At 63.4% G+C, this 23,956-nt stretch carries 25 protein-coding genes; 9 read left to right on the top strand and 16 right to left on the bottom strand.

Annotated elements, in window-relative coordinates:
* Nucleotides 1–136: 136 nt before the first annotated feature.
* Entirely contained in the window at nt 137–520 is a 384-nt protein-coding gene (locus ACMGF5_RS07700) for a PaaI family thioesterase (RefSeq protein ID WP_012316725.1), read from the bottom strand.
* Nucleotides 520–2,844: a Tex family protein gene (locus ACMGF5_RS07695; RefSeq protein WP_119687938.1), complete on the bottom strand. Its 2,325-nt coding sequence runs from the start codon at nt 2,842–2,844 to the stop codon at nt 520–522. The genes ACMGF5_RS07700 and ACMGF5_RS07695 overlap by 1 nt, the downstream gene beginning before the upstream one ends.
* Before the next feature lie 227 nt (nt 2,845–3,071).
* Here ACMGF5_RS07695 and ompR point away from each other — a divergent pair, with 227 nt between their 5' ends.
* Nucleotides 3,072–3,812, top strand: coding sequence for a two-component system response regulator OmpR (ompR, locus tag ACMGF5_RS07690; RefSeq protein ID WP_046788224.1), 741 nt, complete (start codon nt 3,072–3,074; stop codon nt 3,810–3,812).
* A 13-nt stretch (nt 3,813–3,825) separates the two neighbouring features.
* On the top strand, nt 3,826–5,139 hold the full coding sequence (locus ACMGF5_RS07685) for an ATP-binding protein (RefSeq protein ID WP_046788225.1): 1,314 nt from the start codon (nt 3,826–3,828) through the stop codon (nt 5,137–5,139).
* 120 nt (nt 5,140–5,259) lie between these two features.
* On the opposite strand, the gene rimK is transcribed toward ACMGF5_RS07685, so the two are convergent.
* Together rimK and ACMGF5_RS07675 are read right to left on the bottom strand one after the other, a co-directional pair.
* A complete protein-coding gene (rimK, locus tag ACMGF5_RS07680; RefSeq protein WP_012316721.1) occupies nt 5,260–6,165 on the bottom strand; it encodes a 30S ribosomal protein S6--L-glutamate ligase in 906 nt (301 codons plus the stop codon).
* Nucleotides 6,162–6,644, bottom strand: a complete 483-nt coding sequence (locus tag ACMGF5_RS07675) for an ATP-dependent zinc protease (protein WP_039603122.1) — start codon at nt 6,642–6,644, stop codon at nt 6,162–6,164. The genes rimK and ACMGF5_RS07675 overlap by 4 nt, the downstream gene beginning before the upstream one ends.
* Nucleotides 6,645–6,753: 109 nt before the next feature.
* Here ACMGF5_RS07675 and ACMGF5_RS07670 point away from each other — a divergent pair, with 109 nt between their 5' ends.
* A complete protein-coding gene (locus tag ACMGF5_RS07670; protein WP_012316719.1) occupies nt 6,754–7,155 on the top strand; it encodes an RNA-binding S4 domain-containing protein in 402 nt (133 codons plus the stop codon).
* A gap of 26 nt (nt 7,156–7,181) precedes the next feature.
* Here ACMGF5_RS07670 and ACMGF5_RS07665 read toward each other — a convergent pair whose 3' ends face one another.
* The gene (locus ACMGF5_RS07665; protein ID WP_414157695.1) at nt 7,182–7,976 is read right to left on the bottom strand and encodes a phosphatase PAP2 family protein; all 795 of its coding nucleotides are present in this window, start codon (nt 7,974–7,976) and stop codon (nt 7,182–7,184) included.
* 119 nt (nt 7,977–8,095) lie between these two features.
* Between ACMGF5_RS07665 and hslO the strand changes: the two genes are divergently transcribed.
* On the top strand, nt 8,096–8,995 hold the full coding sequence (gene hslO / locus ACMGF5_RS07660) for an Hsp33 family molecular chaperone HslO (RefSeq protein ID WP_012316717.1): 900 nt from the start codon (nt 8,096–8,098) through the stop codon (nt 8,993–8,995).
* Nucleotides 8,996–9,174: 179 nt separating this feature from the next.
* A complete protein-coding gene (locus ACMGF5_RS07655) occupies nt 9,175–10,716 on the top strand; it encodes a phosphoenolpyruvate carboxykinase (protein WP_012316716.1) in 1,542 nt (513 codons plus the stop codon).
* A gap of 52 nt (nt 10,717–10,768) precedes the next feature.
* On the opposite strand, the gene ACMGF5_RS07650 is transcribed toward ACMGF5_RS07655, so the two are convergent.
* Nucleotides 10,769–11,041: a type II toxin-antitoxin system mRNA interferase toxin, RelE/StbE family gene (locus tag ACMGF5_RS07650; protein WP_012316715.1), complete on the bottom strand. Its 273-nt coding sequence runs from the start codon at nt 11,039–11,041 to the stop codon at nt 10,769–10,771.
* Nucleotides 11,041–11,505 (bottom strand): hypothetical protein, encoded by a 465-nt coding sequence (locus ACMGF5_RS07645; protein WP_223255173.1) that lies wholly within the window; start codon nt 11,503–11,505, stop codon nt 11,041–11,043. Before ACMGF5_RS07645 ends, ACMGF5_RS07650 begins: the two co-directional genes overlap by 1 nt.
* 101 nt (nt 11,506–11,606) lie before the next feature.
* On the opposite strand from ACMGF5_RS07645, the gene ACMGF5_RS07640 reads away from it, so the two are divergent.
* Nucleotides 11,607–12,047 (top strand): acyl-CoA thioesterase, encoded by a 441-nt coding sequence (locus ACMGF5_RS07640; RefSeq protein WP_012316713.1) that lies wholly within the window; start codon nt 11,607–11,609, stop codon nt 12,045–12,047.
* Nucleotides 12,048–12,101: 54 nt separating this feature from the next.
* Here the strand turns inward: ACMGF5_RS07640 and ACMGF5_RS07635 are convergent, their stop codons facing one another.
* The 3 genes from ACMGF5_RS07635 to fdhD all read right to left on the bottom strand — a co-directional run bounded on the left by ACMGF5_RS07635 (nt 12,102) and on the right by fdhD (nt 15,977).
* Nucleotides 12,102–12,581: a glycine zipper domain-containing protein gene (locus ACMGF5_RS07635; protein ID WP_115273122.1), complete on the bottom strand. Its 480-nt coding sequence runs from the start codon at nt 12,579–12,581 to the stop codon at nt 12,102–12,104.
* A gap of 214 nt (nt 12,582–12,795) precedes the next feature.
* The gene (locus ACMGF5_RS07630) at nt 12,796–15,141 is read right to left on the bottom strand and encodes an FdhF/YdeP family oxidoreductase (RefSeq protein ID WP_251962615.1); all 2,346 of its coding nucleotides are present in this window, start codon (nt 15,139–15,141) and stop codon (nt 12,796–12,798) included.
* Between the two features lie 5 nt (nt 15,142–15,146).
* Nucleotides 15,147–15,977: a formate dehydrogenase accessory sulfurtransferase FdhD gene (gene fdhD, locus ACMGF5_RS07625; protein WP_414157694.1), complete on the bottom strand. Its 831-nt coding sequence runs from the start codon at nt 15,975–15,977 to the stop codon at nt 15,147–15,149.
* A 192-nt stretch (nt 15,978–16,169) separates the two neighbouring features.
* Between fdhD and lysM the strand changes: the two genes are divergently transcribed.
* Nucleotides 16,170–16,610: a peptidoglycan-binding protein LysM gene (gene lysM, locus ACMGF5_RS07620; RefSeq protein WP_042111826.1), complete on the top strand. Its 441-nt coding sequence runs from the start codon at nt 16,170–16,172 to the stop codon at nt 16,608–16,610.
* Between the two features lie 113 nt (nt 16,611–16,723).
* Here the strand turns inward: lysM and yrfG are convergent, their stop codons facing one another.
* Nucleotides 16,724–17,386, bottom strand: a complete 663-nt coding sequence (gene yrfG, locus ACMGF5_RS07615) for a GMP/IMP nucleotidase (protein ID WP_039604212.1) — start codon at nt 17,384–17,386, stop codon at nt 16,724–16,726.
* 64 nt (nt 17,387–17,450) lie between these two features.
* On the opposite strand from yrfG, the gene nudE reads away from it, so the two are divergent.
* Together nudE and cysQ are read left to right on the top strand one after the other, a co-directional pair.
* On the top strand, nt 17,451–18,017 hold the full coding sequence (gene nudE, locus ACMGF5_RS07610; protein ID WP_414157693.1) for an ADP compounds hydrolase NudE: 567 nt from the start codon (nt 17,451–17,453) through the stop codon (nt 18,015–18,017).
* Nucleotides 18,014–18,841 carry a 3'(2'),5'-bisphosphate nucleotidase CysQ gene (gene cysQ / locus ACMGF5_RS07605; RefSeq protein ID WP_012316706.1) on the top strand — a complete coding sequence of 276 codons (828 nt, stop codon included), beginning with the start codon at nt 18,014–18,016 and terminating at the stop codon, nt 18,839–18,841. The genes nudE and cysQ overlap by 4 nt, the downstream gene beginning before the upstream one ends.
* On the opposite strand, the gene ACMGF5_RS07600 is transcribed toward cysQ, so the two are convergent.
* Genes ACMGF5_RS07600 through rfbC form a run of 5 tightly spaced genes read right to left on the bottom strand, consistent with a single transcriptional unit; the run spans nt 18,830 to nt 23,940 of the window.
* Nucleotides 18,830–19,285 carry a YiiD C-terminal domain-containing protein gene (locus tag ACMGF5_RS07600; protein ID WP_119687931.1) on the bottom strand — a complete coding sequence of 152 codons (456 nt, stop codon included), beginning with the start codon at nt 19,283–19,285 and terminating at the stop codon, nt 18,830–18,832. The genes cysQ and ACMGF5_RS07600 overlap by 12 nt on opposite strands.
* Nucleotides 19,282–20,691, bottom strand: coding sequence for a sigma-54-dependent transcriptional regulator (locus tag ACMGF5_RS07595; RefSeq protein ID WP_125924685.1), 1,410 nt, complete (start codon nt 20,689–20,691; stop codon nt 19,282–19,284). Before ACMGF5_RS07595 ends, ACMGF5_RS07600 begins: the two co-directional genes overlap by 4 nt.
* Nucleotides 20,688–22,502, bottom strand: coding sequence for a sensor histidine kinase (locus tag ACMGF5_RS07590; RefSeq protein WP_115273118.1), 1,815 nt, complete (start codon nt 22,500–22,502; stop codon nt 20,688–20,690). The genes ACMGF5_RS07595 and ACMGF5_RS07590 overlap by 4 nt, the downstream gene beginning before the upstream one ends.
* Before the next feature lie 38 nt (nt 22,503–22,540).
* Nucleotides 22,541–23,401 (bottom strand): dTDP-4-dehydrorhamnose reductase, encoded by an 861-nt coding sequence (gene rfbD / locus ACMGF5_RS07585; protein ID WP_161871530.1) that lies wholly within the window; start codon nt 23,399–23,401, stop codon nt 22,541–22,543.
* Nucleotides 23,398–23,940, bottom strand: a complete 543-nt coding sequence (gene rfbC / locus ACMGF5_RS07580; RefSeq protein WP_012316701.1) for a dTDP-4-dehydrorhamnose 3,5-epimerase — start codon at nt 23,938–23,940, stop codon at nt 23,398–23,400. The genes rfbD and rfbC overlap by 4 nt, the downstream gene beginning before the upstream one ends.
* Nucleotides 23,941–23,956: the final 16 nt, after the last annotated feature.

The following is a 23,956-nucleotide window of genomic DNA, read 5'->3' as shown; positions in this document are numbered from 1 at the left end:
TCAGTCGCCCCAATATGGGGGTAGAGTTGACGGTCTACAAGGGTAGGAGGAAAGGAACTGGCGTTGTCGCCTGGTTTACGCGGTTACGGCAGTGCCAGCGCACTGCCGCAAAATACCGCAGATACCGTTTGGTGAGCTAGAGAACCGCGAAGGTTCCCTGCGCTTTGGCGACCAGTTTGTCGCCTTGGACTACGTCGGCGTCGACCACCAGGGTACGGCGCCCGGCGTGCAGCACCCGCGCCGTGCACAGGACCTCGCCGTCACCGACCGCACGCATGTAGTTGATCTTGCATTCGATGGTCACGCTCTGCTGGTCGAAACCATGGCTGGCCGAGCAGGCCAGGCCCATGGCGATGTCCACCAGGCTGAAGATGGCCCCGCCGTGCAGCTTCTGGCCGCGGTTGCGCAGGTGCGGTTCAAGCGCCAGTGCCACCTCTGCAACGCCCGTGTCCAGGCGTTGCAGGCGGCAGCCCAGTAGCTGGCTGTAGGCGCTTTCAACGAGCTCTTTGGGGATCTCCATCACTTCTTTTTCAACTGCTTGGCGTTGGCAAAGAGCGCAGCCATGGCGTTGTTCGCCGGCGCGGCGCTAGCGGTTTCGCGCTGGCGTGGTGCCTGCTGCGGGCGGTTGCCGCCATTGCCACGGTTGCCACCACGGTTGCCTTCGACTTTTTCGCCCGGGGTATCGCTCATGCGCATGGACAGGCCGACACGCTTGCGCGGGATGTCCACTTCCATGACCTTGACCTTGACCACGTCGCCGGCCTTGACCGCTTCGCGCGGGTCCTTGACGAACTTCTCGGACAGCGCCGAGATGTGTACCAGGCCGTCCTGGTGCACGCCGATGTCGACGAACGCGCCGAAGTTGGTGACGTTGGTGACCACGCCTTCGAGAATCATGCCGGGCTCCAGGTCCTTGAGGTCTTCGACGCCGTCCTGGAAGGTGGCGGTCTTGAACTCGGGGCGCGGGTCACGGCCGGGCTTGTCCAGTTCCTGGAGGATGTCGGTGACGGTGGGCAGGCCGAAGGTTTCGTCGGTGAACTGCTTGGGGTCCAGGCGCTTGAGGAAGCCGCTGTCGCCGATGAGCGAGCGGATGTCACGGCCGGTGTCGGCGGCGATGCGTTTCACCAGCGGGTAGGCCTCGGGGTGCACGGCGGAGGCATCCAGCGGGTTGTCGCCGTTCATTACGCGCAGGAAGCCTGCGGCCTGTTCGAAGGTTTTCTCACCCAGACGGCTGACCTTCTTGAGTGCGGCACGGGTGGCGAACGGGCCATTGGCGTCGCGGTGCGCGACGATGTTCTGCGCCAGGGTGGCGTTGAGGCCGGAGATGCGGGTCAGCAGCGCGACCGAAGCGGTGTTGACGTCCACGCCCACGGCGTTCACACAGTCCTCGACCACAGCGTCCAGGCCGCGGGCCAGCTTCACCTGGGACACATCGTGCTGGTACTGGCCGACACCGATGGATTTGGGGTCGATCTTCACCAGTTCGGCCAGCGGGTCCTGCAGGCGGCGGGCAATCGACACGGCGCCACGGATCGACACGTCCAGGTCAGGGAATTCACGGGCAGCCAGCTCCGACGCCGAGTACACCGACGCACCGGCTTCGGAGACCATGATCTTGGTGATCTTCAGCGCCGGGTATTTTTTAACCAGCTCGGCGATCAGCTTGTCGCTCTCGCGGCTGGCGGTGCCGTTGCCAATGGCGATCAGCTCCACCGAGTGTTTGGCGCACAGTGCGGCCAGTACCGAGATCGTGCGGTCCCAGTCGTTGCGCGGTGCGTGCGGGTAGACCGTGGCGGTGTCCAGCAGCTTGCCGGTGGCATCGACCACCGCGACCTTGCAGCCGGTACGCAGGCCCGGGTCGAAGCCCAGGGTCGCGCGCGGGCCGGCCGGGGCGGCCAGCAGCAGGTCGTGCAGGTTGTGGGCGAAGACGTTGATCGCCTCGCTTTCGGCGTTATCGCGCAACTCACCGAACAGGTCGGTTTCCAGGTGGGTGTACAGCTTGACCTTCCAGGTCCAGCGCACCACCTCGCCCAGCCACTTGTCAGCCGGGCGGTTGCGGTTTTCCACGCCGAAGTGGCTGCCGATCATCATTTCGCACGGGTGCAGGGTGCCCGGCAGCTCTTCGCCAACCTTCAGCGACGCGCTCAGCACACCTTCGTTGCGGCCGCGGAAAATGGCCAGTGCGCGGTGCGACGGGCAAGTGCGCAGCAGTTCGTCATGGGCGAAATAATCGCGGAACTTGGCGCCTTCCTCTTCCTTGCCAGCCACCACGCGGGCGCTGAGCACCGCTTCCTGCTTGAGGAAGTTGCGCAGCTTGTCGAGCAGGGCAGCGTCTTCGGCGAAACGCTCCATGAGGATGTACTTGGCGCCCTCGAGGGCGGCCTTGACGTCGGCGACACCTTTGTCGGCATCGACGAAGCGCGCGGCTTCGCTTTCCGGCGCCAGTTGCGGGTCGTTGAACAGGCCGTCGGCCAGCTCGCCCAGGCCGGCTTCCAGGGCGATCTGGCCCTTGGTGCGGCGCTTTTGCTTGTACGGCAGGTAAAGGTCTTCGAGGCGGGTCTTGGTGTCGGCCAGCTTGATCTCGCGGGCCAGCTCAGGGGTCAGCTTGCCCTGTTCCTCGATGCTGGACAGGATGCTCGCACGGCGCTCGTCCAGCTCGCGCAGGTAGCGCAGGCGCTCTTCCAGGTGGCGCAACTGGGTGTCGTCCAGGCTACCGGTCACTTCCTTGCGGTAACGGGCGATGAAGGGCACGGTAGAGCCTTCGTCCAACAGGCCCACGGCCGCCTCGACCTGCTGAGGGCGTACGCCCAGTTCCTCGGCGATACGGCTGTTGATGCTGTCCATGTAAACCACCTGACAATTGTGAATACGGGGGCTGCGAGGCGCTTGTTCCGCCCGGCGGCACTGGAGAAAGCCGCGCATTATACCCATCGCAGACGGCTTGCGGTGATGGCGCCAGGCCAGTTGCGGAGGCCGGGAAGTGGCGCCGGGGGAAAAATCTGCTAACAATGCTCACGGCACGCGTGGCAATGGCTACGCCATAATGCGCGGCGATCTCAGAGGAGTTATTCATGACCGGCACCGCAAACAACGCTGAAGGTGACAAGATTCTCATCGTCGACGACGATCCGGGGCTCAGCAGCCTGCTGGAACGTTTCTTCACCAGCAAGGGCTACCGTGCCCGCGCGGTGCCCAACACCGAACAGATGGACCGCCTGCTGCAGCGCGAGGTATTCAACCTGGTGGTGCTCGACCTGATGCTGCCGGGCGAAGATGGCTTGTCTGCGTGCAAGCGCCTGCGCCAGTCGAACAACCAGATCCCGATCATCATGCTCACCGCCAAGGGTGACGAACTCAGCCGCATCAAGGGGCTTGAGCTGGGTGCTGACGATTACCTGGGCAAGCCGTTCAACCCGGACGAGCTGATGGCGCGGGTCAAGGCCGTGCTGCGCCGTCAGGCACCGACGGTACCGGGCGCCCCGGGCAGCGAGGACGAGTCGGTCACTTTCGGCGATTACGAGCTGTCGCTGGCCACCCGTGAACTCAAGCGTGGCGAAGAAGTGCACATGCTCACCACCGGTGAATTCGCCGTGCTCAAGGCCCTGGTCATGCACGCCCGTGAGCCGTTGACCCGCGACAAGCTGATGAACCTGGCCCGTGGCCGTGAGTGGGATGCCCTGGAGCGCTCTATCGACGTACAGATTTCGCGCCTGCGCCGCATGATCGAACCGGACCCTTCCAAACCGCGGTATATCCAGACTGTGTGGGGCGTAGGTTACGTCTTCGTACCGGACGGAAACGCTGGCAAATGAAGCCTGGCCTTCGATGAAAACTCCGGTCTGGTTCCCGCAAAGCTTCTTCGCCCGCACCCTGTGGCTGGTGCTGATCGTTGTCCTGTTCTCCAAGGCGCTGACCCTGGTCTACCTGCTGATGAACGAGGATGTGCTGGTCGATCGGCAGTACAGCCATGGTGTGGCGCTGACGCTGCGCGCCTATTGGGCGGCCGATGAAGAAAACCGCGACAAGATTGCCGAAGCCGCAGGCCTGATCCGGGTGACCGGCTCCGGCGTGCCGGAGGGCGAGCAGCACTGGCCCTACAGCGAAATCTATCAACGGCAGATGCAGGCCGAGCTGGGCGAAGACACCGAAGTGCGCTTGCGCATCCACGCACCGCCTGCGTTGTGGGTCAACGCGCCAAGCCTCGGCCCGGGCTGGCTGAAAGTGCCGCTTTATCCGCACCCGTTGCGTGGCCAGAAGATCTGGAACGTACTTGGCTGGTTCCTGGCCATCGGCCTGCTGTCCACCGCTTCGGCGTGGATCTTCGTGCGCCAGCTCAACCAGCCGCTCAAGCGCCTGGTGTTCGCTGCCCGTCAGTTGGGCCAGGGCCGCAGTGTACGTCTGCCGATCAGTGATACGCCGAGCGAAATGACCGAGGTGTATCGCGCGTTCAACCAGATGGCCGAGGATGTCGAGCAGGCCGGGCGTGAGCGCGAGCTGATGCTGGCGGGTGTGTCCCACGATTTGCGCACGCCACTGACGCGCCTGCGTCTGTCGCTGTCCTTGCTGAACAGCGACAACGAACTGAGCGACGACATGGTCCGCGACATCGAGGACATGGACGCGATTCTTGACCAGTTCCTGGCCTTCATTCGCGATGGCCGCGACGAGCCGCTGGAGGAGGTCGACCTGGCCGACCTGGTGCGCGAAGTGGTGGCGCCCTACAACCAGCCGCAAGAGCGTGTGCGCTTGTGCCTGGAGCCTATTCCGCCATTCCCGCTGCGCAGGGTTTCCCTCAAGCGCATGCTGGGCAACCTGATCGGTAATGCGCTGCATCACGCGGGCAAGGGGGTCGAGGTGGCCGCCTATGTGTCGGGCGACGAGAGCGCGCCTTATGTGGTGCTGAGCGTGCTGGACCGGGGGGCAGGGATCGATGAGTCGGAGCTGGAAACCATCTTTAACCCGTTCATTCGTGGGGACCGTGCGCGGGGTGGCAAGGGCACCGGGTTGGGGCTGGCGATCGTCAAGCGGATCGCCGCCCAGCATGGCGGTAATGTCGAGTTGCGCAACCGTTCTGGGGGCGGGATCGAGGCGCGGGTAAGGTTGCCGTTGGGGCTTTTGCTACCGCGTAACGCGGTTTGAGCCTTCGCTGTCAGTGATGGCCCTATCGCCGGCAAGCCGGCTCCCACAGGTACATCACTGAGCCGCAGAGCAGTGGGAGCCGGCTTGCCGGCGATGGGGCTGCACGGCAGCCCCAAAACCTCAGCCTTTGCCCTTGGTCCGGGTCTGATTCGGCCCGCCATTTTTCTCCAGATGCTCGATGATCATCCCGGCCACGTTCTTGCCGGTTGTCACCTCGATACCTTCCAGGCCCGGTGAGGAGTTCACCTCCATCACCAGCGGCCCGTGGTTGGAGCGCAGAATATCCACCCCTGCCACGCTCAGGCCCATCACCTTGGCCGCACGAATGGCGGTTATCCGCTCTTCAGGCGTGATCTTGATCAGGCTGGCCACACCGCCGCGATGCAGGTTGGAGCGAAACTCGCCTGGCTTGGCCTGGCGCTTCATCGAAGCAATCACCTTGTCGCCCACCACGAAGCAGCGGATATCGGCACCGCCGGCCTCCTTGATGTATTCCTGAACCATGATGTTCTGTTTCAGGCCCATGAACGCTTCGATCACCGACTCGGCCGCTTGGGTTGTCTCGCACAACACCACGCCGATCCCTTGCGTGCCTTCCAGCACCTTGATGACCAGCGGGGCGCCATTGACCATCTGGATCAGGTCGGGGATGTCGTCCGGCGAGTGGGCGAACCCGGTAATGGGCAGGCCGATGCCGCGCCGGGACAACAACTGCAACGAACGCAGCTTGTCACGCGAGCGGGCGATGGCCACCGACTCGTTGAGCGGGTAAACGCCCATCATCTCGAACTGGCGCAGCACCGCGCAGCCGTAGAACGTCACTGACGCGCCGATGCGCGGGATCACTGCATCGAAACCCTCCAGCGGCTTGCCGCGGTAATGGATCTGCGGCTTGTGGCTGGCGATGTTCATGTAGGCCCGCAGGGTATCGATCACCACCATTTCGTGGCCACGCTGAGTGCCGGCTTCGACCAGCCGGCGGGTGGAATACAGACGCGGATTGCGCGACAGCACAGCGATCTTCATGCAGCACCTGTGACAGGAGATAGGGTGGCCGGGTAGGCCGGTTTGTCTTGCACGTACTTGAGCCCGGGGTTGACCACCAACTGGCCGTGAATGAGTGCCTTGGAGCCGAGCAGCAGGCGGTAGCGCATGTTCTTGCGGCAGGCCAGGGTGAACTCTACTTCCCAGACGCCATCGCCCAACGCCAACGAGGTGCGGATCACGTAACGGGTCTGGGCATGGCCGTTGGAGCTCTTGATGGTCTTCATGGTGACCAGCGGGGCTTCGCAGCGGCGGTGGCGCAATTGCACGATCGAACCCAGGTGGGCCGTAAAGCGCACCCATGGCTGGCCGTCGCGCTCGAAGGGCTCCACCTCGGTGGCATGCAGGCTGGAGGTGCTGGCACCGGTATCGATCTTGGCGCGCAGGCCCGCCACACCGAGGTCGGGCAAGGCGACCCACTCGCGCAGGCCGATTACAGTCAGATGGTCAAATGTCTTCACGAAGCACACCCTGCGAATGAGGTGGTGAACTGTAAGCACGGCGGGGACTTTTTGCATCCGTCAGTTACGGTAGTACAGTTCGATGAAAGACAGAATTCGAGGCAACGGGATGGCACACAAAGCGGAAGAAGACGACAAGGTACGCCTGGACAAATGGTTGTGGGCGGCGCGGTTCTACAAGACCCGGGCGCTGGCCAAGGCCGCCATCGAAAGTGGCAAGGTGCATTGCCGGGGCGAGCGCTGCAAGCCCGGCAAGGAGCCGCGAGTGGGTGACGAGTTCGTGCTGCGTACCGGTTTCGACGAGCGTACCGTGGTGGTCAAGGCGCTGTCGGTGGTACGCCGGGGCGCGCCTGAAGCGCAGGCCCTGTATGCAGAAACCGAGGAGAGTGTGCGCCGCCGCGAGCAGGCAGCCGAGCTGCGCAAGGCCGGGGCCATGGGCGTGACCACCGACGGCCGGCCGAACAAGAAGCAGCGGCGGCAGATTCACCAACTGCACGGCAATTTTGATTGAATGGGCTGGGCAGCAGCCCCAGCCGTCTAGCGGACCACCGCCAGGCGCCCGACCAACGGTAGCCTGGCGGCGAGGGCGAACAAAGGCGCCGTCCACCGCACCAGCAATGCGCTACCTTTGGCCGCCAGCGGCGTATGGCAGCTCCAGCCCAACGCTAGGACTGCCATCAGCAAGCCACCGATGTAGTCATCCTGCCCCCAGTGCGCGCCTGCGACCAGGCGCGGCAGCATGAACAGCAACGCCAGGCCCCAGATCACGAGGTGCTGGACCAGGCGCCGGCTGAACAGGCTCATGAACAAGGCCCAGATCAGCAATACCGAGGCGTGGTCGCCCGGGAAACTGTTGCTGGAACGGTCTTTCAGCTCCCATGCCTTCTCAAGGTTCGGGTAGTAGTCGCTCAGGTGCACAACGTTGGTGAATACCATTGATGGGCTGTCATGCTGCCAGCCCATTGCATCTACCCACTTGGAAAACAGCGCGCGAATCACCACTAAGAGGATCAGCGTAACCAAAAAGCCGAAGAAGGCTTCACGCACCTGGCTGGCCTTGAACACCCAGTCGCCCCGAATCAGCACGGCCAGAAGGACCAGGCCAACGACGATGTCGAAGGGGCGCAGGCTGCCGACGGTCCAGATATAGCGCCAGGTGGTGTTGTCGGCCAGCGGTGCATTGAGGCTGTGGAACAGCCATTCGTCGAAAGTCAGGCACAGGATCTGGCCAAAGGGCCATAACCAGAAACACAGTAGAGCGATGGGCAGCAAAGTGCAGGCTGCCAAGGGGCCCCAAGACCACCTTGCTTTTAACAGTGGTCGATTGTCCATAAAATACCTCTATTGCAATCAGGAATCGGAGCGCCTTGTGAGCGCTCTGTCACGGGAACTCGCGAGTGTTCGACATCCCGTGTAACCATTTTGTCATCATTTCTAGATAGCCAAAACCTATGAGCGATTTGCCGGATACCGATTTCACCCAACGTTTCATCTTCGACGACCGCGATATTCGCGGCGAGTGGGTGGCACTCGATGACAGCTACGCCGCGGTGTTGGCTCGTCATGCATACCCACAGCCCGTTGCCACATTGCTCGGTGAGCTGATGGCCGCTACCTCGCTGTTGGTGGGCGCGCTGAAGTTCGACGGCCTGCTGATCCTGCAGGCGCGTTCTGCTGGCCCCATCCCCCTGCTGATGGTGGAGTGCTCGGGCGAGCGCGACATCCGCGGCATGGCGCGTTACGAAGCGGACCAGATAGCAGCCGACGCGACCCTGGCTCAGCTGATGCCCGACGGCCATCTGACCCTGACCATCGACCCGGTCAAAGGCCAGCGCTACCAGGGTACTGTCGAGCTCGACGGCAAAAACCTGTCCGAGTGCTTCACCAATTACTTCGTGCAGTCTCAGCAGCTCAACACGCGCTTCTGGCTCAACGCCGAAGGCGGCAAGGCTCGCGGCCTGTTGCTGCAGCAGTTGCCGGTGGATCGCCAGCGTGACGAAGAAGAGCGCGAGGACAGCTGGCAGCATGTGATTGCCCTGGCCAACACCCTCAAGCCGCAGGAGTGGGCCGAGGCCAACGAAACCTTGCTGCACCGCCTCTATCATGAAGACGCGGTACGCCTGTTCGATATCCAGCCGCTGCGCTTCAAATGCAGCTGCTCGCGCGAACGTTCCGGCAATGCGCTGGTCAGTCTTGGCGAGCAGGATGCCAAGCAGCTGGTCGAGGAGTGCGGGGGCAAGGTCGAGATCGATTGCCAGTTCTGCAACGAGCGTTATTTCTTCGATGCCAGCGATGTGGCACAACTGTTTGCCGGTGGTGGCACTGACACGGCGTCAGAAACTCGCCACTGAAACGTTTAATTTCAGGGAAATCTCCTGTCGAATTGCGCAAAAGGGCAGTTACGACAGGAGGGGCCTACTTTTTTTGGGCGTTTCTGGCATAATCCGGCCACTTTTTTCGCTGTAGTAGTTTTTTACAGACAACTACAAAACGTTTGGAGCACTCGGCCTCGGGCCGGATGGGGTATCTCATGACGCAAGCCAACAACACCGTGTACACCGACCTGAGCGTCGATGAGCTGGTAAAAGAAGCGCTGCAACGCGGTGAAGGCGTGCTAGCCGATACCGGCGCATTGGTCGTCGAGACCGGGCACCGTACTGGCCGTTCGCCGGCTGACCGTTTCATCGTCGAAGAACCTTCCACCCAGGACGCTATCGCCTGGGGCCCGATCAATCGCAAGTTCCCGGCCGACAAGTTCGATGCCCTGTGGGACCGCGTCGAGGCGTTCAACAACGCCCAGGATCACTTCGTTTCCTACGTTCACGTAGGGGCTGCCGCCGAGCACTACCTGCCGGTGAAGATGACCACCCAGACCGCCTGGCAGAACCTGTTCGGCCGTTGCCTGTTCATCAACCCTGAGCAGTTCAACCCGGCTGGCCGCGACCAGTGGCAGGTCCTCAACGTTGCCAACTTCGAGTGCGTGCCTGAGCGTGACGGCACCAACTCCGACGGTTGCGTCATCATCAACTTCGCCGCCAAGAAAGTGCTGATCGCGGGCATGCGTTATGCCGGCGAAATGAAGAAAGCCATGTTCTCGGTGCAGAACTTCCTACTGCCGGCTGCCGACGTGCTGCCAATGCACTGTGCTGCCAACATCGGTGAAGAAGGCGACGTAACCCTGTTCTTCGGCCTGTCCGGCACCGGCAAGACCACCCTGTCGGCTGACGAAAGCCGTTACCTGATCGGTGACGACGAGCACGGTTGGGGCGAAGGCGTTGTCTTCAACATGGAAGGCGGCTGCTACGCCAAGTGCATCGACCTGTCCGAGAAGAACGAGCCGGTCATCTGGAAAGCCATCAAGCATGGCGCCGTGCTGGAAAACGTCGTCCTGGACGGCAACAAGCACGCCGACTATGCCGATGTCAGCCTGACCCAGAACAGCCGCGCCGCCTACCCGCTGGAGCACGTCGCCAAGCGCGCCGAAGCCAACCTGGGTGGCGAGCCTAACGCAGTCATCTTCCTGACCTGCGACCTGACCGGTGTTCTGCCTCCGGTTTCGATCCTGAACAACGAGCAGGCGGCCTACCACTTCCTGTCCGGCTACACCGCGCTGGTCGGTTCCACCGAAATGGGTTCGGGCGGCGGCATCAAGTCGACCTTCTCCACCTGCTTCGGCGCACCGTTCTTCCCGCGCCCGGCTGGCGAATACGCCGAGCTGCTGATCAAGCGTATCAACGCCTTCGGCTCCAAGGTCTACCTGGTCAACACTGGCTGGACCGGTGGTGGCTATGGCGTCGGCAAGCGCTTCAGCATCCCCACCACCCGTGGCGTGATTGCTGCCATCCAGAGCGGCGCTCTGGTCGGTACCGAGACCGAGCACCTGGATATCATCAACCTGGACGTGCCGAAGGCCGTTCCGGGCGTCGAGACCGAGCTGCTCAACCCGCGCAACACCTGGGCTGACAAAGCTGCCTACGACGAAGCTGCAAAAGGCCTGGCCAAGCTGTTCACTGAAAACTTCAAGAAGTTCGAAGTGTCCGACGCAATCAAGGCTGCTGGCCCACAGCTGTAAGCTGTCGCCGGTTGCAACGAGAAAGCCGCCCCCAAGGGGCGGCTTTTGTGTTTCAGGGCCATTGCTGCCTTGCATGCAGGATGCGGATGATTTCCACGGCTTCCCTTGTAATCCGATAGACCATCACGTAGTTGGGGTGGATGATGATTTCCCGGGTCCCCGGATAGCGCCCGGGTTTGTACATGGAAGGAGTCTGCGCAGCGAGCCTGGCTTTTTCGGCAAATTTTTCGTCTAGTGAAATGGCGGCAGCGGGATTGTCCTGGGCTATATGGTCCATAATGCGAAAGCGATCATTGCGGGCCATCTCACGCCAAGCCAGGCGCATCAGCGGACTCTGGCTTTGAGTTCGCTGCGGCGAGCCGCGAACAGCAGCTCTGCTTCTTCATCCTCCATCGCGGGCGACGAATCGTTCAGGCTTGCTTCGACTTGTTCTGCGAACCACGCCTCGTAAGCGGCTGCTTCATGAGCCCGCTTCAACGCTTGAGCGCGATCAGGACGTTGGTAAGTGCTCATCAGGCCAGGGTCAAAGGCTGAGGTGTCCACCTCGAAATGGTCGATGCCCATCTCACGCAGGTAGATGACCAAGGTTTCAAACTTTTTGAAAAGCCTTACATTGCCGCTACGTTGGGCAATCAGCAGGTGCTCTTGCTGATTGATATCGACCTGGATGGCCCAGCCACCTGGCTGGCCGACGATGTGCGTAGCGTTGATTCGGCCTGATTCCACCAGTCGGCTCAAGTTGGCATGATCTAATTGATGAGTTGGCATCGGTGTCTTTCTCAGTTTCATCAGATACACCATGGTATGCAATCTATAGTTGATTGCGACTATAGTCCTTCCTGTCTTGGTGTGGGAAGCTTCCTCACGGTGTAACCAATTGTGGATATCTCATGACCGAATCCCCTCAGCGCAGCGCGTTCTCCCACTTCCACCCCATCCTCACCCGCCCCCAGGACAACGACCATAACGGCCACATTGCCGGTGCCACGGTGCATGGTTTCTTCGAAACCGCCATCCAGGCCTTTCTGGTCGAGCAAGCTGAATTCGACCTGCGTGAAGGTGAGCTGGCGGCGTTCGTGGTCAGTTCGGCGGCAGATTTTTTCGCGCTGCCGGGCTTTCCGGACGTGCTAGAGGTGGGTTTGGGCGTCACTCGCCTTGCAGGCAGCACGGTGGAGTACCGGCTGGCGCTGTATCGCCCGGGAGAGGCCGATGCTTGTGCGGCAGGGACCGTGGTGCAGGTGTTCATCGAGCGCGCCAGCGGCCGGCCGGTACCGCTGCCGGAGGCGCTGCAAGTCATTTTGTCGGGCCTGCAGCTCGGTCCGCAGGCATGAAAAAGCCCCGCGGGTGAGGGCGGGGCTTTTGCTGCCTGAGGATGGTCTCAGGTATCAGTCGCGCCAGTGGCGCTTGTGCTTGCGGTGGCCGTAGTGGCGGCCACGGTCGTAATGACGGCGGTCGTCGTAGCCGCGACGGTAGCGGCGGTCGTCGTGACGGTCGTCATCATCGGCCTCGTTGCCCAGGTAGTTACCGAGCGCGCCACCGGCGCCGCCGCCTGCGGCTGCACCGATGTAGCTGCCGGTGGTACCGCCCACCGAGCGACCGACCACGTTACCGCCTGCAGCGCCCAGTGCGCCGCCGATAGCGGCCTCACCACGCTGGCGCTTGTCGGCACCCAGGGCACCGCCGGCCGCACCGCCCAGGCCGGCACCAATGGCGCCGCCAGTGCTACCACCGATGGAGTTGCCCACTACGGAGCCGAGTACCCCACCCAATGCGCCGCCAATGCCGGCCTCGGTATTGCCACCGGCCATGGCAACGCCGCTGAGCAAGCTGAAAGACAACAACAGAATCGAGGAGTACTTCTTCATCAAGAGAGCCTCATAAGGATGACGAGGGCGAATTTGCAGTTCCTTGACGCCGCTGGCAACGAAAATCCGACGAGTAGCACGAGTTGTACACAATTCTCTAAGTTACTGTTTTATCGATGAAACTTTATCGATTTTCGTGTGTCTGAGGTAATTGTGACAAAGCCCTGAACCCCTGTGGAACAGGGCTTTTTTCGTTTTTACCCGTACGGTTCGATTACACGATTCGCCCGTCGTCGCGCGCCCGCTCCAACTTGATGGCGACGAACTTGGAGGTCGGTGTATGGCTGCCCTCACCGATGCTTTCCAACGGGATCAGCGGATTCACTTCCGGGTAGTACGCCGCCGCCTGCCCAGCCGGGATATCGAAAGCCAGCAGGGTGAAGCCCTGTACACGGCGCACATGCGAATCGCCCCACAACGAGACGATGTCGACCTTCTGCCCCGGCTGGAAGCCCAGGCGGATGATGTCGGCCTCGTTGACGAACAGCACGTCACGCTGGCCGCGCACGCCACGGTAGCGGTCGTCCAGGCCATAGATGGTGGTGTTGTACTGATCGTGCGAGCGCATGGACTGCATGATCAGGTCCGGTACCTGGCCGCTGGCGCGAACCCGCTCGTCGAGCAGGGTGTCCGGCAGCAGGTTGGCCTTGAAATTGGCGCGGCCGTTGGTGGTCTTCCACTGGCGGCTGGCTGCACTGTTGCCCAGGTAGAAGCCGCCTGGGTGGCTCAGGCGCTGGTTGAAGTCGGCAAAGCCTGCAATGGTGTCGCCGATCAAGTCCCGGATACGGTTGTAGTCGGCCACAAGCCAGTGCCAGTCGACCGGGTTTTTGCCAAGTGTGGCAGCGGCGATGCCGGCAACCACTGCCGGCTCTGAGCGCATCTGGGTCGATAGCGGCTTGAGCTGGCCGTTGGAGGCATGGACCATGCTGAAAGAGTCTTCAACGGTGACCGCCTGCGGCCCGTCGGCCTGCAGGTCGATATCGGTGCGGCCCAGGCACGGCAGAATCAGCGCCTGTTTGCCGTGGATCAGGTGGCTGCGGTTGAGCTTGGTGCTGATGTGCACGGTCAGCGCGCAGTTGCGCAGGGCCTGGGCGGTACGCTCGGTATCCGGGGTGGCCTGGGCGAAGTTGCCACCCAGCCCGATGAACACCTTGGCGCGGCCGTCGAGCATGGCGTGGATCGCTTCGACGGTGTTGTGGCCATTGTGCCGCGGTACCGGGAAATTGAAGCGTTTTTCGATGGCATCGAGCAGCGCCACCGGCGGGCGTTCGTTGATACCCATGGTGCGGTCGCCCTGCACGTTGCTGTGGCCGCGTACCGGGCACAGCCCTGCGCCAGGCACTCCGATGTTGCCGCGCAGCATCTGCAGGTTGACGATTTCCTGGATGGTGGGCACCGAGTGGCGGTGTTGGGTGATGCCCATCGCCCAGCACATGATCACCCGTTTGCCGCGGCAGTACATGCGTGCAGCCAGCTCGATGTCCGCAAGCTCAAGGCCCGACTGCTCCTGAATGTGCGCCCACGAGGTGGCGTCCACTGCAGCCAGGTACTGATCGACACCGTGACCATGCTCGGCGATGAATACGTGATCGAATACCGCCGGCTCGCCTTTGGTCTGCGCCTCACGCTCCCACTGCAGCAGGAACTTGGCCATGCCGCGCAGCAGCGCCATGTCGCCGCCCAAGGCCGGGCGGAAGAACGCAGTGTTGGTCGGCCGGTCGCTGTTGGTCAGCATTTCCAGCGGGTTCTGCGGGTGCTGGAAGCGCTCCAGGCCACGCTCCTTGAGCGGGTTGATACACACCACCTGGGCGCCACGCTTCACGGCATCGCGCAGCGGGTCGAGCATGCGCGGGTGGTTGGTGCCGGGGTTCTGGCCCCAGACGAAGATCGCATCGGCGTGTTCGAAATCATCGAAGGTGACAGTGCCCTTGCCCACACCGATGCTTTGCCCCAAGGCTACGCCACTGGCCTCGTGGCACATGTTCGAGCAGTCGGGGAAGTTGTTGGTGCCGTATGCACGCACGAACAGCTGGTACAGGAACGCCGCTTCGTTGCTGGCCCGCCCGGAGGTATAGAACTCGGCCTGATCGGGGCTTGCCAGGTTGTTCAGCTCTCGGGCGATCAGGGCAAAGGCTGCATCCCAGGCGATCGGCTGATAGCGGTCGCTGGCCGGGTCGTAGACCATCGGTTCGGTCAGGCGGCCTTGGTATTCCAGCCAGTAGTCGCTCTGCTCAAGCAGCGCGCTGACGCTGTAGCGGGCGAAGAAGGCCGCATCGACTCGGCGCTTGGTGGCTTCCCAGTTGACCGCCTTGGCGCCGTTCTCGCAAAACTTGACCATGCCGCTTTCGGGCGAGTCGCCCCAGGCGCAACCGGGGCAGTCGAAGCCGCCATTCTGGTTGGTCTTGAGCAGGGCGCGAAGGTTCTTCAGCGCATTGTCGCTGCCGACCCAGGCCTTGGCCACGCTGCGCAAGGCGCCCCAGCCACCGGCGGGGCCGTGGTAGGGCTTGTAGCGTGGTGGGGAGGCTGGGGCGTTGTCTGGAAGAGGCTGGTACGAGGTCACGGCTATTACGACTCCGCCGCTGGGCTATAGACCCGCGGTGCACTGTGTTTGGGCAGATGAATGAGGTTGAGGTTGTGCTTGCGCGCCCATTGCAGGGCAAGCCCGGTAGGGGCCGAGAGGCTGACCAAGGTCTGGATGCCGGCACGCAGGACTTTCTGGATCAGCTCCAGGCTGCAGCGGCTGGTGACGATCGCCAGGCCGCCTTCGGTGGCGATGCCCTGGCGCAGCAGGGCGCCGATCAGCTTGTCCAGGGCGTTGTGGCGGCCGATGTCTTCGCGGCCGAGCAGCAGCTCGCCCTGGGCGTTCATGAACAATGCCGCATGCACGGCACCACAGTGCTGGCCCAGAGGCTGGAAGGCATCGATACGCTCACGCAGGCCCACCAGCCACTGCGCCGGTGGCAATGGCGCGCCAGGCAGCTCGGCCAGCTCCGGCAGCGCCTGCTCCAGGGCTTCGACGCCACACAGGCCGCAACCGCTGGTGCCGGCCAGTTGGCGACGCTGGTTTTTCAGGTTCCAGAATGCGCGGCTGGAAATCTCCAGGTCGGCGTACAACGCCGAGCCGCTGCCGGAGAGCTTCAGGTCGTAGATGTCTGCGGTGCCATCGACAATGCCGCTGCCAACGCTGAAGCCGACCGCAAAGTCTTTAAGGTCGGTGGGGCTGACCAGCATCACGGCCTGGTTGAGGCCGTTGTAGACGATGGCCAGGGCGACTTCTTCGGCCAGCGGCGTGCTGGCGCGCGCAGCGTCGTCGAGCTGGACGTAATCGTAGGTGTTGCTGGCGGCAGGCAAGGCCAGAGGCGTCGAGGCCGCGCAGACCGGAGGTTTGCTGTTCATCGGGGCTGGTTGTTCATCGGCGCTGACTACCGGCGGCTTTTTGATAGCACCAGCCTAGGCCTGCGGGCCGGTCACGTCTAATCGCTAGGGTCTATGCCTTGATAGACCGCGTCGATTGGTCGCAGTGGGGCGGGGGAGGAAATCCTGGCCTAGACTCGTGTTTCCGAGGTTATCGTCAACATGGAGAACGCAATGAGCCTTTTCAGTTTCGTGAAGGAAGCCGGCGAGAAGTTGATCGACCTGCTGACCCCAGGCAATGCCAATGCCGAGGAGCAGCTGAAGAAACACGTGGAGAGTGTCGGCCTGGGCAACCCGAACATCACCGCTACGGTCGAGGGTGACAAGATTATCCTCAAGGGTGAGGTTGCCAGCCAGGAGGAGAAGGAGAAAATCATCCTCGCGGCCGGCAACATAAGTGGTGTGGCCAGCGTTGATGATCAGATCACTGTAACTGGGCCGGTGGTTCAGGCTGCGCGGTTCGTAACCGTGAAAAAGGGTGACACGCTGTCAGCCATTGCCGTGGTCGTGTATGGCAACGCCGGCCAGTACAACAAGATCTTCGAAGCCAACAAGCCGATGCTCAAGCACCCGGACAAGATCTACCCGGGGCAGGTGCTGCGGATTCCTGACTGACAGATCTCTATCGTTTGCTCCGGCCAATCGCCGGCAAGCCGGCCCCACAGGTACTCCGCTGCTCTCAAGTTCAGCGCAAACCCAGTGGGAGCCGGCTTGCCGGCGATCTGGCCTTAAAGACCTACCAGCAACTCCCGGTAATCCTCGACTGCCGCAAACTCCTGGGTATCGCGCGGCGCCGCCTGGCTATCGGGCTGGCGCACGGCCAGCAAATGCCCCACGCCAAACCGCCGGGCACTGCGCAGAATGGCCAAGGTGTCGTCGATGAACAGGCTGCGCCCAGGCTCGAACCCGATATCGTCCTGCAACGCGTCCCAGAACTGCGGGCTCTCTTTCGGGTAGCCGTAATCATGCGAACTGATCAGCCGCTCGAAATACGGCGCCAGTTCCACCCGCTCCAGCTTCAACGACAGCGAATCGCGGTGCGCATTGGTGATCATGACCACGCGCTTGCCGGCCTGGCGGATCGCTGCCAGGAAGGTATCGGCGTCTGGGCGCAGGGCGATCAGGTCGGCGATCTCGCGCTTGAGTTCGCGGATCGGCAAGTTCAGCTCGCGGCTCCAGAAGTCCAGGCAGTACCAGTTGAGCGTGCCGGCATTGCGTTCGAACAGCGGCTGCAGCTCCATTTCGGCCATCGCCCGGCTTACGCCGTGCACCTGGGCGTAGCGCTGGGGCAGGTGCTCCAGCCAGAAGCGGTTGTCGTAGTGCAAATCGAGCAGCGTGCCGTCCATGTCCAGCAGGACAGTATCGATGGCAGACCAGGGAAGAACAGGCATGGGAAACTCTCGTTCAGTCGGCAAGCCACGGTATAGTAACCCGTTCACGCCAAGGAGCCGCCCCATGCGCCAGAAACCCACCGTTCTCAGCCGCGAGATCGTCGCCAGCAGCCGCTTGTTCCGCGTAGAGGCCGTGCAGTTGCGTTTCAGCAACGGCAACGAGCGTACCTACGAGCGCCTGGTCGGGCGCGGTAACGGATACGGCGCCGTCATGATCGTGGCCATGCTCGATGCCGAACACGCGGTGTTGGTGGAGGAGTATTGCGGTGGCACAGATGAATACGAACTGTCCCTGCCCAAAGGCCTGATCGAACCGGGCGAGGATGTGCTGGCAGCGGCTGACCGGGAGCTCAAGGAAGAAGCCGGCTTTGGCGCGCGTCAGCTGGAACACCTGACCGAGCTGTCGCTGTCCCCCGGCTACATGAGCCAGAAGATCCAGGTGGTGCTGGCCACCGACCTGTACGAAGAGCGGCTGGAGGGTGACGAGCCGGAGCCGATGCGGGTCGACAAGGTCAACCTTCGCGAACTCTCGGCGCTGGCCATGCACCCCCAGCTCAGCGAGGGGCGGGCGCTGGCGGCGTTGTACCTGGCGCGTGACCTGCTGATTCAGCGGGGGCTGCTCGACGTATGAACGACCAGCAACTGATGCATGAAGTGGTGAAACTGGCCGGCTTGGCAGGGCAGGCGATCCTGCCGTTCTGGCGCGCCGACGTGGCGGTGACCAACAAGGCGGATGATTCGCCGGTGACCGCCGCCGACCTGGCCGCACACCGGGTTATCGCCGACGGCCTGCAGGCGCTGGCGCCGCAGATCCCTGTGCTGTCTGAGGAAGACTGCAATATTCCGTTGGCCGAGCGCCAGGGCTGGCAGCGCTGGTGGCTGGTCGACCCTTTGGACGGTACCAAGGAGTTCATCGCGGGCAGCGAAGAGTTCACCGTCAATATCGCGCTGATCGAAAACGGCGAAGTGGTGTTTGGCGTGGTTTCGATGCCGACCAGCGGCCGCTGCTATTTCGGTGGCCAAGGCCTGGGCGCCTGGCGGGCAGAGGCAGGCGGCGAGCCGCAACCGGTCCAGGTCCGTAACGCGCCACCTGCCGATGGTCGTTTCACCGTGGTGGCCAGCCGTCGCCATTCCAGCCCACAGCAGGAAGCGTTGTTGTCTGGCCTTGGCGCTGCTGTCGGTGAGCTGGAGCTGGCCAATATCGGCAGCTCGCTCAAGTTCTGCCTGCTGGCCGAAGGCAGCGCCGACTGCTACCCGCGCCTGGCGCCGACCTCGCAGTGGGACACAGCTGCGGCGCAAGGTGTGCTGGAAGGGGCCGGCGGCGAAGTGATCGGCGTGGACGGCCAGCCGTTCCGCTACCCGCCACGCGAATCCCTGCTCAACCCCTTCTTCCTGGCCCTTCCCGCGGCTGCCAGCTGGCGTCAGGCGCTGATCCAGCTCGCCTCAGCGATGTAACACATACTGCCCGCTGAACCTCACGGCGGGCTCGTCGCTGCCAGCATTGCAAACCGTGGTGTCCAGCGTCAGCCGCGCACGGCCACGGCGCTGATACATCGCAACGAAGCGCTCCCAGGTTTTTTCGTCCGGTGCGGCGCAGCGCGCCACTGCCGTGCCGGTGACCGGCAGCGGGTAGCTGATCTGCCCTTCCTGAATGACGATATGCCCGTCGTCGATGCCCAGCTCGCGCAGGCGCAGGTGCAACCAGCCCCAGCCCACCAGCACGGCGGCGCAGTACAGGCTGCCGCCGAACATGGTGCTTTTGTGGTTGACGTTGGCGGCCAGCGGCAGCTGCAGGCGCAGGCTCTGCCCTTGCCAATCGATGACCTGCAGGCCCATTTCACGGGTCAGGGGAATGTCGCTGTGCAGGACATCCTGCAAGTACTGGCTGTCGCTGTTCATGGGCGGTTGTCCTCGTGGTCGTCAGGCCCGCTGTGGCCACCGTCAAAACTGAGGCCGTGCTTGCGCAGCTTGTCATGCAAGGTTTTGCGCGGGATACCGAGTGCCTCGGCCAGGCTGCGCATGGAGCTGTGCGGCTGGCCCAGTTCGGCGGCAATCAACGAACGCTCGAACTGCTCGACCTGTTCGCTGAGGTTGCCCAGCTGAAGCGGGGCTGTGGGTGCTGCGGCAGCGGGCGCCTGGTTATCGAGCGCCAGCTCCAGGCCAAGGGCGAAACGCTCGGCGGCGTTTTGCAGTTCGCGCACATTGCCTGGCCAGGCATGGCGCAGCAGCATGGCCCGGTGCGCAGGCTGCAGGGTTTGCGGTGGCAAGCCGTGGCGTTGGCTGGCGGTATCGGCGAAATGCTGGAACAGCACCAGGATGTCATCCCCTCGCTCGCGCAGCGGCGGGATGCGCAGCGGTGCCACGTTCAGGCGGTAGTAAAGGTCGGCACGGAAGCGGCCTTGGTCGGCGGACTGGCGCAGGTCCTCCTTGGTTGCGGCAATGATGCGGATGTCCAGCGGGATGAGCTGGTTGCCGCCCAGGCGCTCGACCACCCGTTCCTGCAGCAGGCGCAGCAACTTCACCTGCACGTCCAGGCTCATGCTTTCGATTTCGTCGAGGAACAGCGTGCCGCCATTGGCGAACTCGAACTTGCCGATGCGGCGCTTCTGCGCGCCGGTGAACGCGCCGGGCTCATGGCCGAACAGCTCGCTTTCGACCACCGACTCGGCAAGGGCGCCGGCATTGATGGCCACGAATGGCCCATCGCGGCGGCTGGACAGGTCGTGCAGGGCGCGGGCCACCACCTCCTTGCCAGCGCCGGTTTCGCCGAGGATGAGCACGTCGGCGCGGGTGCCGGCCAAGGCGCCGATCTGTTCGCGCAGGCGCTGCATGGCAGGTGAATGGCCGACCAGGCGGGTGGCCAGTTGCTGGCGGTCGCTCAAGGCCAGGCGCAGGCTGCGGTTGTCGAGCACCAGCCGGCGCAGGGCCAGGGCACGGCGCACGCTGTCGAGCAGGGCTTCACTGGCAAAGGGCTTTTCAAGGAAGTCGTAGGCGCCAGCGCGCATGGCCTGCACCGCCAGGGGCACATCGCCGTGGCCGGTGATCAGCAGCACTGGCAGTTCGTTGTCACGCCCGTGCAATTGTTCGAGCAGTTGCAAGCCATCGATGCCGGGCATGCGGATGTCGCTGACCACCACGCCGGGCCAGTCGGGCTCCAGGCGCTCGGCCAGGCCTTGGGCGTCGGCCAGGGCAACCACCTTCAGCCCCGCCAGGTCGAGGGTTTGGCTCAAGGCCTGGCGCAGGTGTGGGTCGTCGTCGACCAGCAGCACCTGGGCCTGGCTGTCGATCTGTATCTCGGGGGTCATGCCGAGGGGTCCTCCGATGGTTGCAGGTTGGCGCCGGGCGCTGCCACACGCATTTGCAGGGTGAGCAGGGCGCCGCCTTCCGGGTGGTTGGCCAGCAGCAGTTCACCGCCCAGGGCACGCATCAGGCTTTCGCAGATGGCCAGGCCCAAGCCCAGGCCCTGGGTGCGGGTCTTGGTGGTGAAGAACGGCTCCTTGGCGTGCTCGAGGGCCTGCCGGCTGAAGCCCGGGCCATTGTCGCGGATGAACAGGTAGACGTAGTCATCGCGCTTTTCGGCACTCAGCCACAGGCGGCGCGGGTTGGCTTTTTCAGTCAGGGCATCGAGGGCGTTGGCCAGCAGGTTGCCGAGCACCTGGCGCAGGCGTGTCTCCCCGGCCTGTACCCACAAGGTGGCATCAGGCAGGTCACGGATCAGCTCAACGGCCATCGCTCGGCGGCGTTTGGCCAGAAGCGCCAGGGCGTCGTCCAGCGCCGGCTGCAGGGCCACGCTTTCCGGCGCATGGCGGTCCCGCCGGGCGAAGGCCCGCAAGTGAGCGATGATCGAGGCCATACGCCCGGTCAGTTCGCCGATCAGCTTGAGGTTGCCGCGGGCATCTTCAGTGCGCTGGTGATCGAGCAGGATCTCGGCGTTTTCCGCGTAACTGCGGATGGCTGCCAAGGGCTGGTTGAGTTCGTGGCTGATGCTCGCCGACATGGTGCCGAGCACCGACAGCTTGCCCGCCTGCACCAGCTCGTCCTGGGCGCGCACCAGCTCCTGCTGGGCATTCTCGCGCTCCAGTACCGCGCTTTTCAGGCGGTTGTTGAGGCCTTCCAGGTCGGCGGTGCGCTGGGCCACACGATTTTCCAGCTCCTGGCGGCCCCGGGCTTCGAAGTCGATACGGTCGATATAGTGCCGGCGGCGTTGCATCACCAGGCCGGCCAGCAGCATCAGCACCAGCAGTGCGCCGCCACCAATGGCCATGACGGTTTGCACCGAACGGTCGACCAGCATGCGTGGTGCGAGGATGCTGACCTGCCAGCCGGTCTCCTTGATGTCACGCGTCTGGGCCAGCCAAGCGTTCTGGTTGAGTACCAGCGGCTGTGGCGCCTGGGTCGGGTAGGGCTGGATGGCGATGATCGCCTGGCGCTCGGCCTCGGTCAGCTCGCGCGTGGCGCGAAAGCGCCAGTCGGGCCGCGAGGTGAGGATCACCACACCGTTGTGGTCGGTCAGCAGCAATTGCTCGGGCGTATTGCCCCAGAGGGTCTCGGTGTGGTCCAGGTCGACCTTGACCACCAATACCCCGACGATGCGTTCACGGTCATGCACGGCAGCGGCAAAAAAGTAGCCGCGCTTGGCCGACGTGGTGCCTTGGCCGAAGAAGCGCCCAAGTTGCCCGGCCATGGCCTCGTTGAAGTACGGGCGGAAGGCGAAATTGCGGCCCACGAAGCTGTCGCGCTTGTCCCAGTTGGAAGCGGCCAGGGTATTGCCGCTGACGTCCATCAGGTACATCACCTCGGCACCGGTCTGGTGGGCGATGTCTTTGAGCAGGCGGTTGGCGTTGGTCACCGCTTCGAGCTTGAACGGGTCGGCTAGTACGCCGCGCAGCGCCGGCAATTCGCCAAGAATCTGCGGCAGGGTTTCGTAGCGGTGCAGGGTGCCGAGCAGGTTGGCGACATACAGGTCCAGGGTCTGGCGATTCTGCGACGCCAGTTCGTCCTGATAATAGCGTTCGGCAAGGTGATGCAGCGGCCACAGCAAAGGGGCCAGGCACAGGGCCAACAGGGCCAGGCTGCGCCAGCGGGGACGGCGTGGGTGCGTGGGTTTTGCAATCATCGCGTAAATGCGCCAGAAGGGTCTGGCGCAATTATGCGCTACTTGAGGCAGTCGATCAGCGCCTGCTGCCAGTGCGGTAGCGTTACGCCCCACTCGCGGGCCAGGCGTGAGCAGTCCAGGCGCGAGTTGGCCGGCCGGCGCGCGGGCGTGGGGTATTCGCTGGAGGGGATCGGCAGCAGCTCGGCGCAGGGCAGGCCGCGGGCCTTGAGCTGCTCGCCGATGGCCTGGGCAAAGCCGAACCACGAGGTCTGGCCTTGGGCGGCCAGGTGATAGGTGCCCCAGGCACCGGCCCGGCCAGCCTGCCAGCGCTCGATCAGCACGCGGGTGCTGAGGGCGATGGTCGTGGCCCAGGTTGGCGCGCCGATCTGGTCGTCGACCACTCGCAGTTGCGGTTTTTCCTGCAGCAGGCGTTGCATGGTCAGCAGGAAGTTGCGCCCGTGCAGCGAGTACACCCAGCTGGTACGCAGAATCAGATGTGCGCCGCCCACGGCAGCGATGGCCTGCTCACCGGCAAGCTTGCTGCGCCCGTAGACACCGAGCGGGTTGGGTACGTCCTGCTCGTTGTATGGCGTGGCCTTTTCCCCGTCGAACACGTAGTCGGTGGAGTAGTGAATCAGCGGTGCGCCAAGGCGCAGCGCTTCTTCGGCAAGCACGCCAGGGGCTTGGGCATTGATCGCAAAGGCGGTGTCCGGCTCGGTTTCGGCCTGGTCCACTGCGGTGTAGGCGGCAGCATTGATGATCAGCCCGGGGGCAAGCTGGCGCAGCGGTTCACGCAAGGCCTCGGGCTGTGCCAGGTCCAGTTGGTCGCGGCCCAGCAGGTGTATCTCGCCCAGGCCGGCCAACTGTGTTTTCAGCGCTTGGGCGACCTGGCCATTGTGGCCACACACGAGCACCCTCATGGGAACAGGTCCGCGTCAGCCAGCAGCGCGCCGGCCTGGTCCTTGGCCGACAGCAGCGGTGCTTCCACGCCCCAGTCGATGGCCAGCTGTGGATCATCCCAGCGGATGCAGCGCTCGGCGGCGGGGTTGTAGTAGTCGGTGGTCTTGTACAGGAAGTCAGCCGATTCGCTCAACACCAGGAAACCATGGGCGAACCCTGGCGGGATCCAGAACTGGCGGTGGTCTTCGGCGCACAGGCGGGTGGCCACCCAGCGGCCGAACGTCGGTGAGCTGCGGCGGATGTCCACGGCCACATCCAGCACTTCGCCCTGGACAACCCGCACCAGTTTCCCCTGGGGGTTATCGATCTGGTAGTGCAGGCCGCGGAGCACGCCGCGCTGTGAGCGGGAGTGGTTGTCCTGGACGAAATGGGCGTCAAAGCCCGTCAGCCGCGCAAACTCGCGGGCATTGAAGCTTTCGAAGAAAAAGCCGCGGCTGTCACCGAAGAGCTTGGGCTCGATGATCAGTACGTCGGGTATGTCTGTTGCGATTATGTTCATGGCAATTTTCTGACCA

This window comes from Pseudomonas sp. BNK-15, assembly GCF_047456105.1.
Lineage (GTDB): Bacteria > Pseudomonadota > Gammaproteobacteria > Pseudomonadales > Pseudomonadaceae > Aquipseudomonas > Aquipseudomonas putida_E.
The sequence above is the reverse complement of the archived record's forward strand: the minus strand, read 5'-3'. Positions and strand labels throughout refer to the sequence as shown.

What these genes read in the sequence shown, in the direction of transcription:
- ACMGF5_RS07700 (WP_012316725.1), bottom strand. Translation starts at nt 520, where the DNA reads ATGGAGATCCCCAAAGAGCTCGTTGAAAGCGCCTACAGCCAGCTACTG.
- ACMGF5_RS07695 (WP_119687938.1), bottom strand. Translation starts at nt 2,844, where the DNA reads ATGGACAGCATCAACAGCCGTATCGCCGAGGAACTGGGCGTACGCCCT.
- ompR (WP_046788224.1), top strand. Translation starts at nt 3,072, where the DNA reads ATGACCGGCACCGCAAACAACGCTGAAGGTGACAAGATTCTCATCGTC.
- ACMGF5_RS07685 (WP_046788225.1), top strand. Translation starts at nt 3,826, where the DNA reads ATGAAAACTCCGGTCTGGTTCCCGCAAAGCTTCTTCGCCCGCACCCTG.
- rimK (WP_012316721.1), bottom strand. Translation starts at nt 6,165, where the DNA reads ATGAAGATCGCTGTGCTGTCGCGCAATCCGCGTCTGTATTCCACCCGC.
- ACMGF5_RS07670 (WP_012316719.1), top strand. Translation starts at nt 6,754, where the DNA reads ATGGCACACAAAGCGGAAGAAGACGACAAGGTACGCCTGGACAAATGG.
- ACMGF5_RS07665 (WP_414157695.1), bottom strand. Translation starts at nt 7,976, where the DNA reads ATGGACAATCGACCACTGTTAAAAGCAAGGTGGTCTTGGGGCCCCTTG.
- hslO (WP_012316717.1), top strand. Translation starts at nt 8,096, where the DNA reads ATGAGCGATTTGCCGGATACCGATTTCACCCAACGTTTCATCTTCGAC.
- ACMGF5_RS07655 (WP_012316716.1), top strand. Translation starts at nt 9,175, where the DNA reads ATGACGCAAGCCAACAACACCGTGTACACCGACCTGAGCGTCGATGAG.
- ACMGF5_RS07650 (WP_012316715.1), bottom strand. Translation starts at nt 11,041, where the DNA reads ATGCGCCTGGCTTGGCGTGAGATGGCCCGCAATGATCGCTTTCGCATT.
- ACMGF5_RS07645 (WP_223255173.1), bottom strand. Translation starts at nt 11,505, where the DNA reads ATGAAACTGAGAAAGACACCGATGCCAACTCATCAATTAGATCATGCC.
- ACMGF5_RS07640 (WP_012316713.1), top strand. Translation starts at nt 11,607, where the DNA reads ATGACCGAATCCCCTCAGCGCAGCGCGTTCTCCCACTTCCACCCCATC.
- ACMGF5_RS07635 (WP_115273122.1), bottom strand. Translation starts at nt 12,581, where the DNA reads ATGAAGAAGTACTCCTCGATTCTGTTGTTGTCTTTCAGCTTGCTCAGC.
- fdhD (WP_414157694.1), bottom strand. Translation starts at nt 15,977, where the DNA reads ATGAACAGCAAACCTCCGGTCTGCGCGGCCTCGACGCCTCTGGCCTTG.
- lysM (WP_042111826.1), top strand. Translation starts at nt 16,170, where the DNA reads ATGAGCCTTTTCAGTTTCGTGAAGGAAGCCGGCGAGAAGTTGATCGAC.
- yrfG (WP_039604212.1), bottom strand. Translation starts at nt 17,386, where the DNA reads ATGCCTGTTCTTCCCTGGTCTGCCATCGATACTGTCCTGCTGGACATG.
- nudE (WP_414157693.1), top strand. Translation starts at nt 17,451, where the DNA reads ATGCGCCAGAAACCCACCGTTCTCAGCCGCGAGATCGTCGCCAGCAGC.
- cysQ (WP_012316706.1), top strand. Translation starts at nt 18,014, where the DNA reads ATGAACGACCAGCAACTGATGCATGAAGTGGTGAAACTGGCCGGCTTG.
- ACMGF5_RS07600 (WP_119687931.1), bottom strand. Translation starts at nt 19,285, where the DNA reads ATGAACAGCGACAGCCAGTACTTGCAGGATGTCCTGCACAGCGACATT.
- ACMGF5_RS07595 (WP_125924685.1), bottom strand. Translation starts at nt 20,691, where the DNA reads ATGACCCCCGAGATACAGATCGACAGCCAGGCCCAGGTGCTGCTGGTC.
- ACMGF5_RS07590 (WP_115273118.1), bottom strand. Translation starts at nt 22,502, where the DNA reads ATGATTGCAAAACCCACGCACCCACGCCGTCCCCGCTGGCGCAGCCTG.
- rfbD (WP_161871530.1), bottom strand. Translation starts at nt 23,401, where the DNA reads ATGAGGGTGCTCGTGTGTGGCCACAATGGCCAGGTCGCCCAAGCGCTG.
- rfbC (WP_012316701.1), bottom strand. Translation starts at nt 23,940, where the DNA reads ATGAACATAATCGCAACAGACATACCCGACGTACTGATCATCGAGCCC.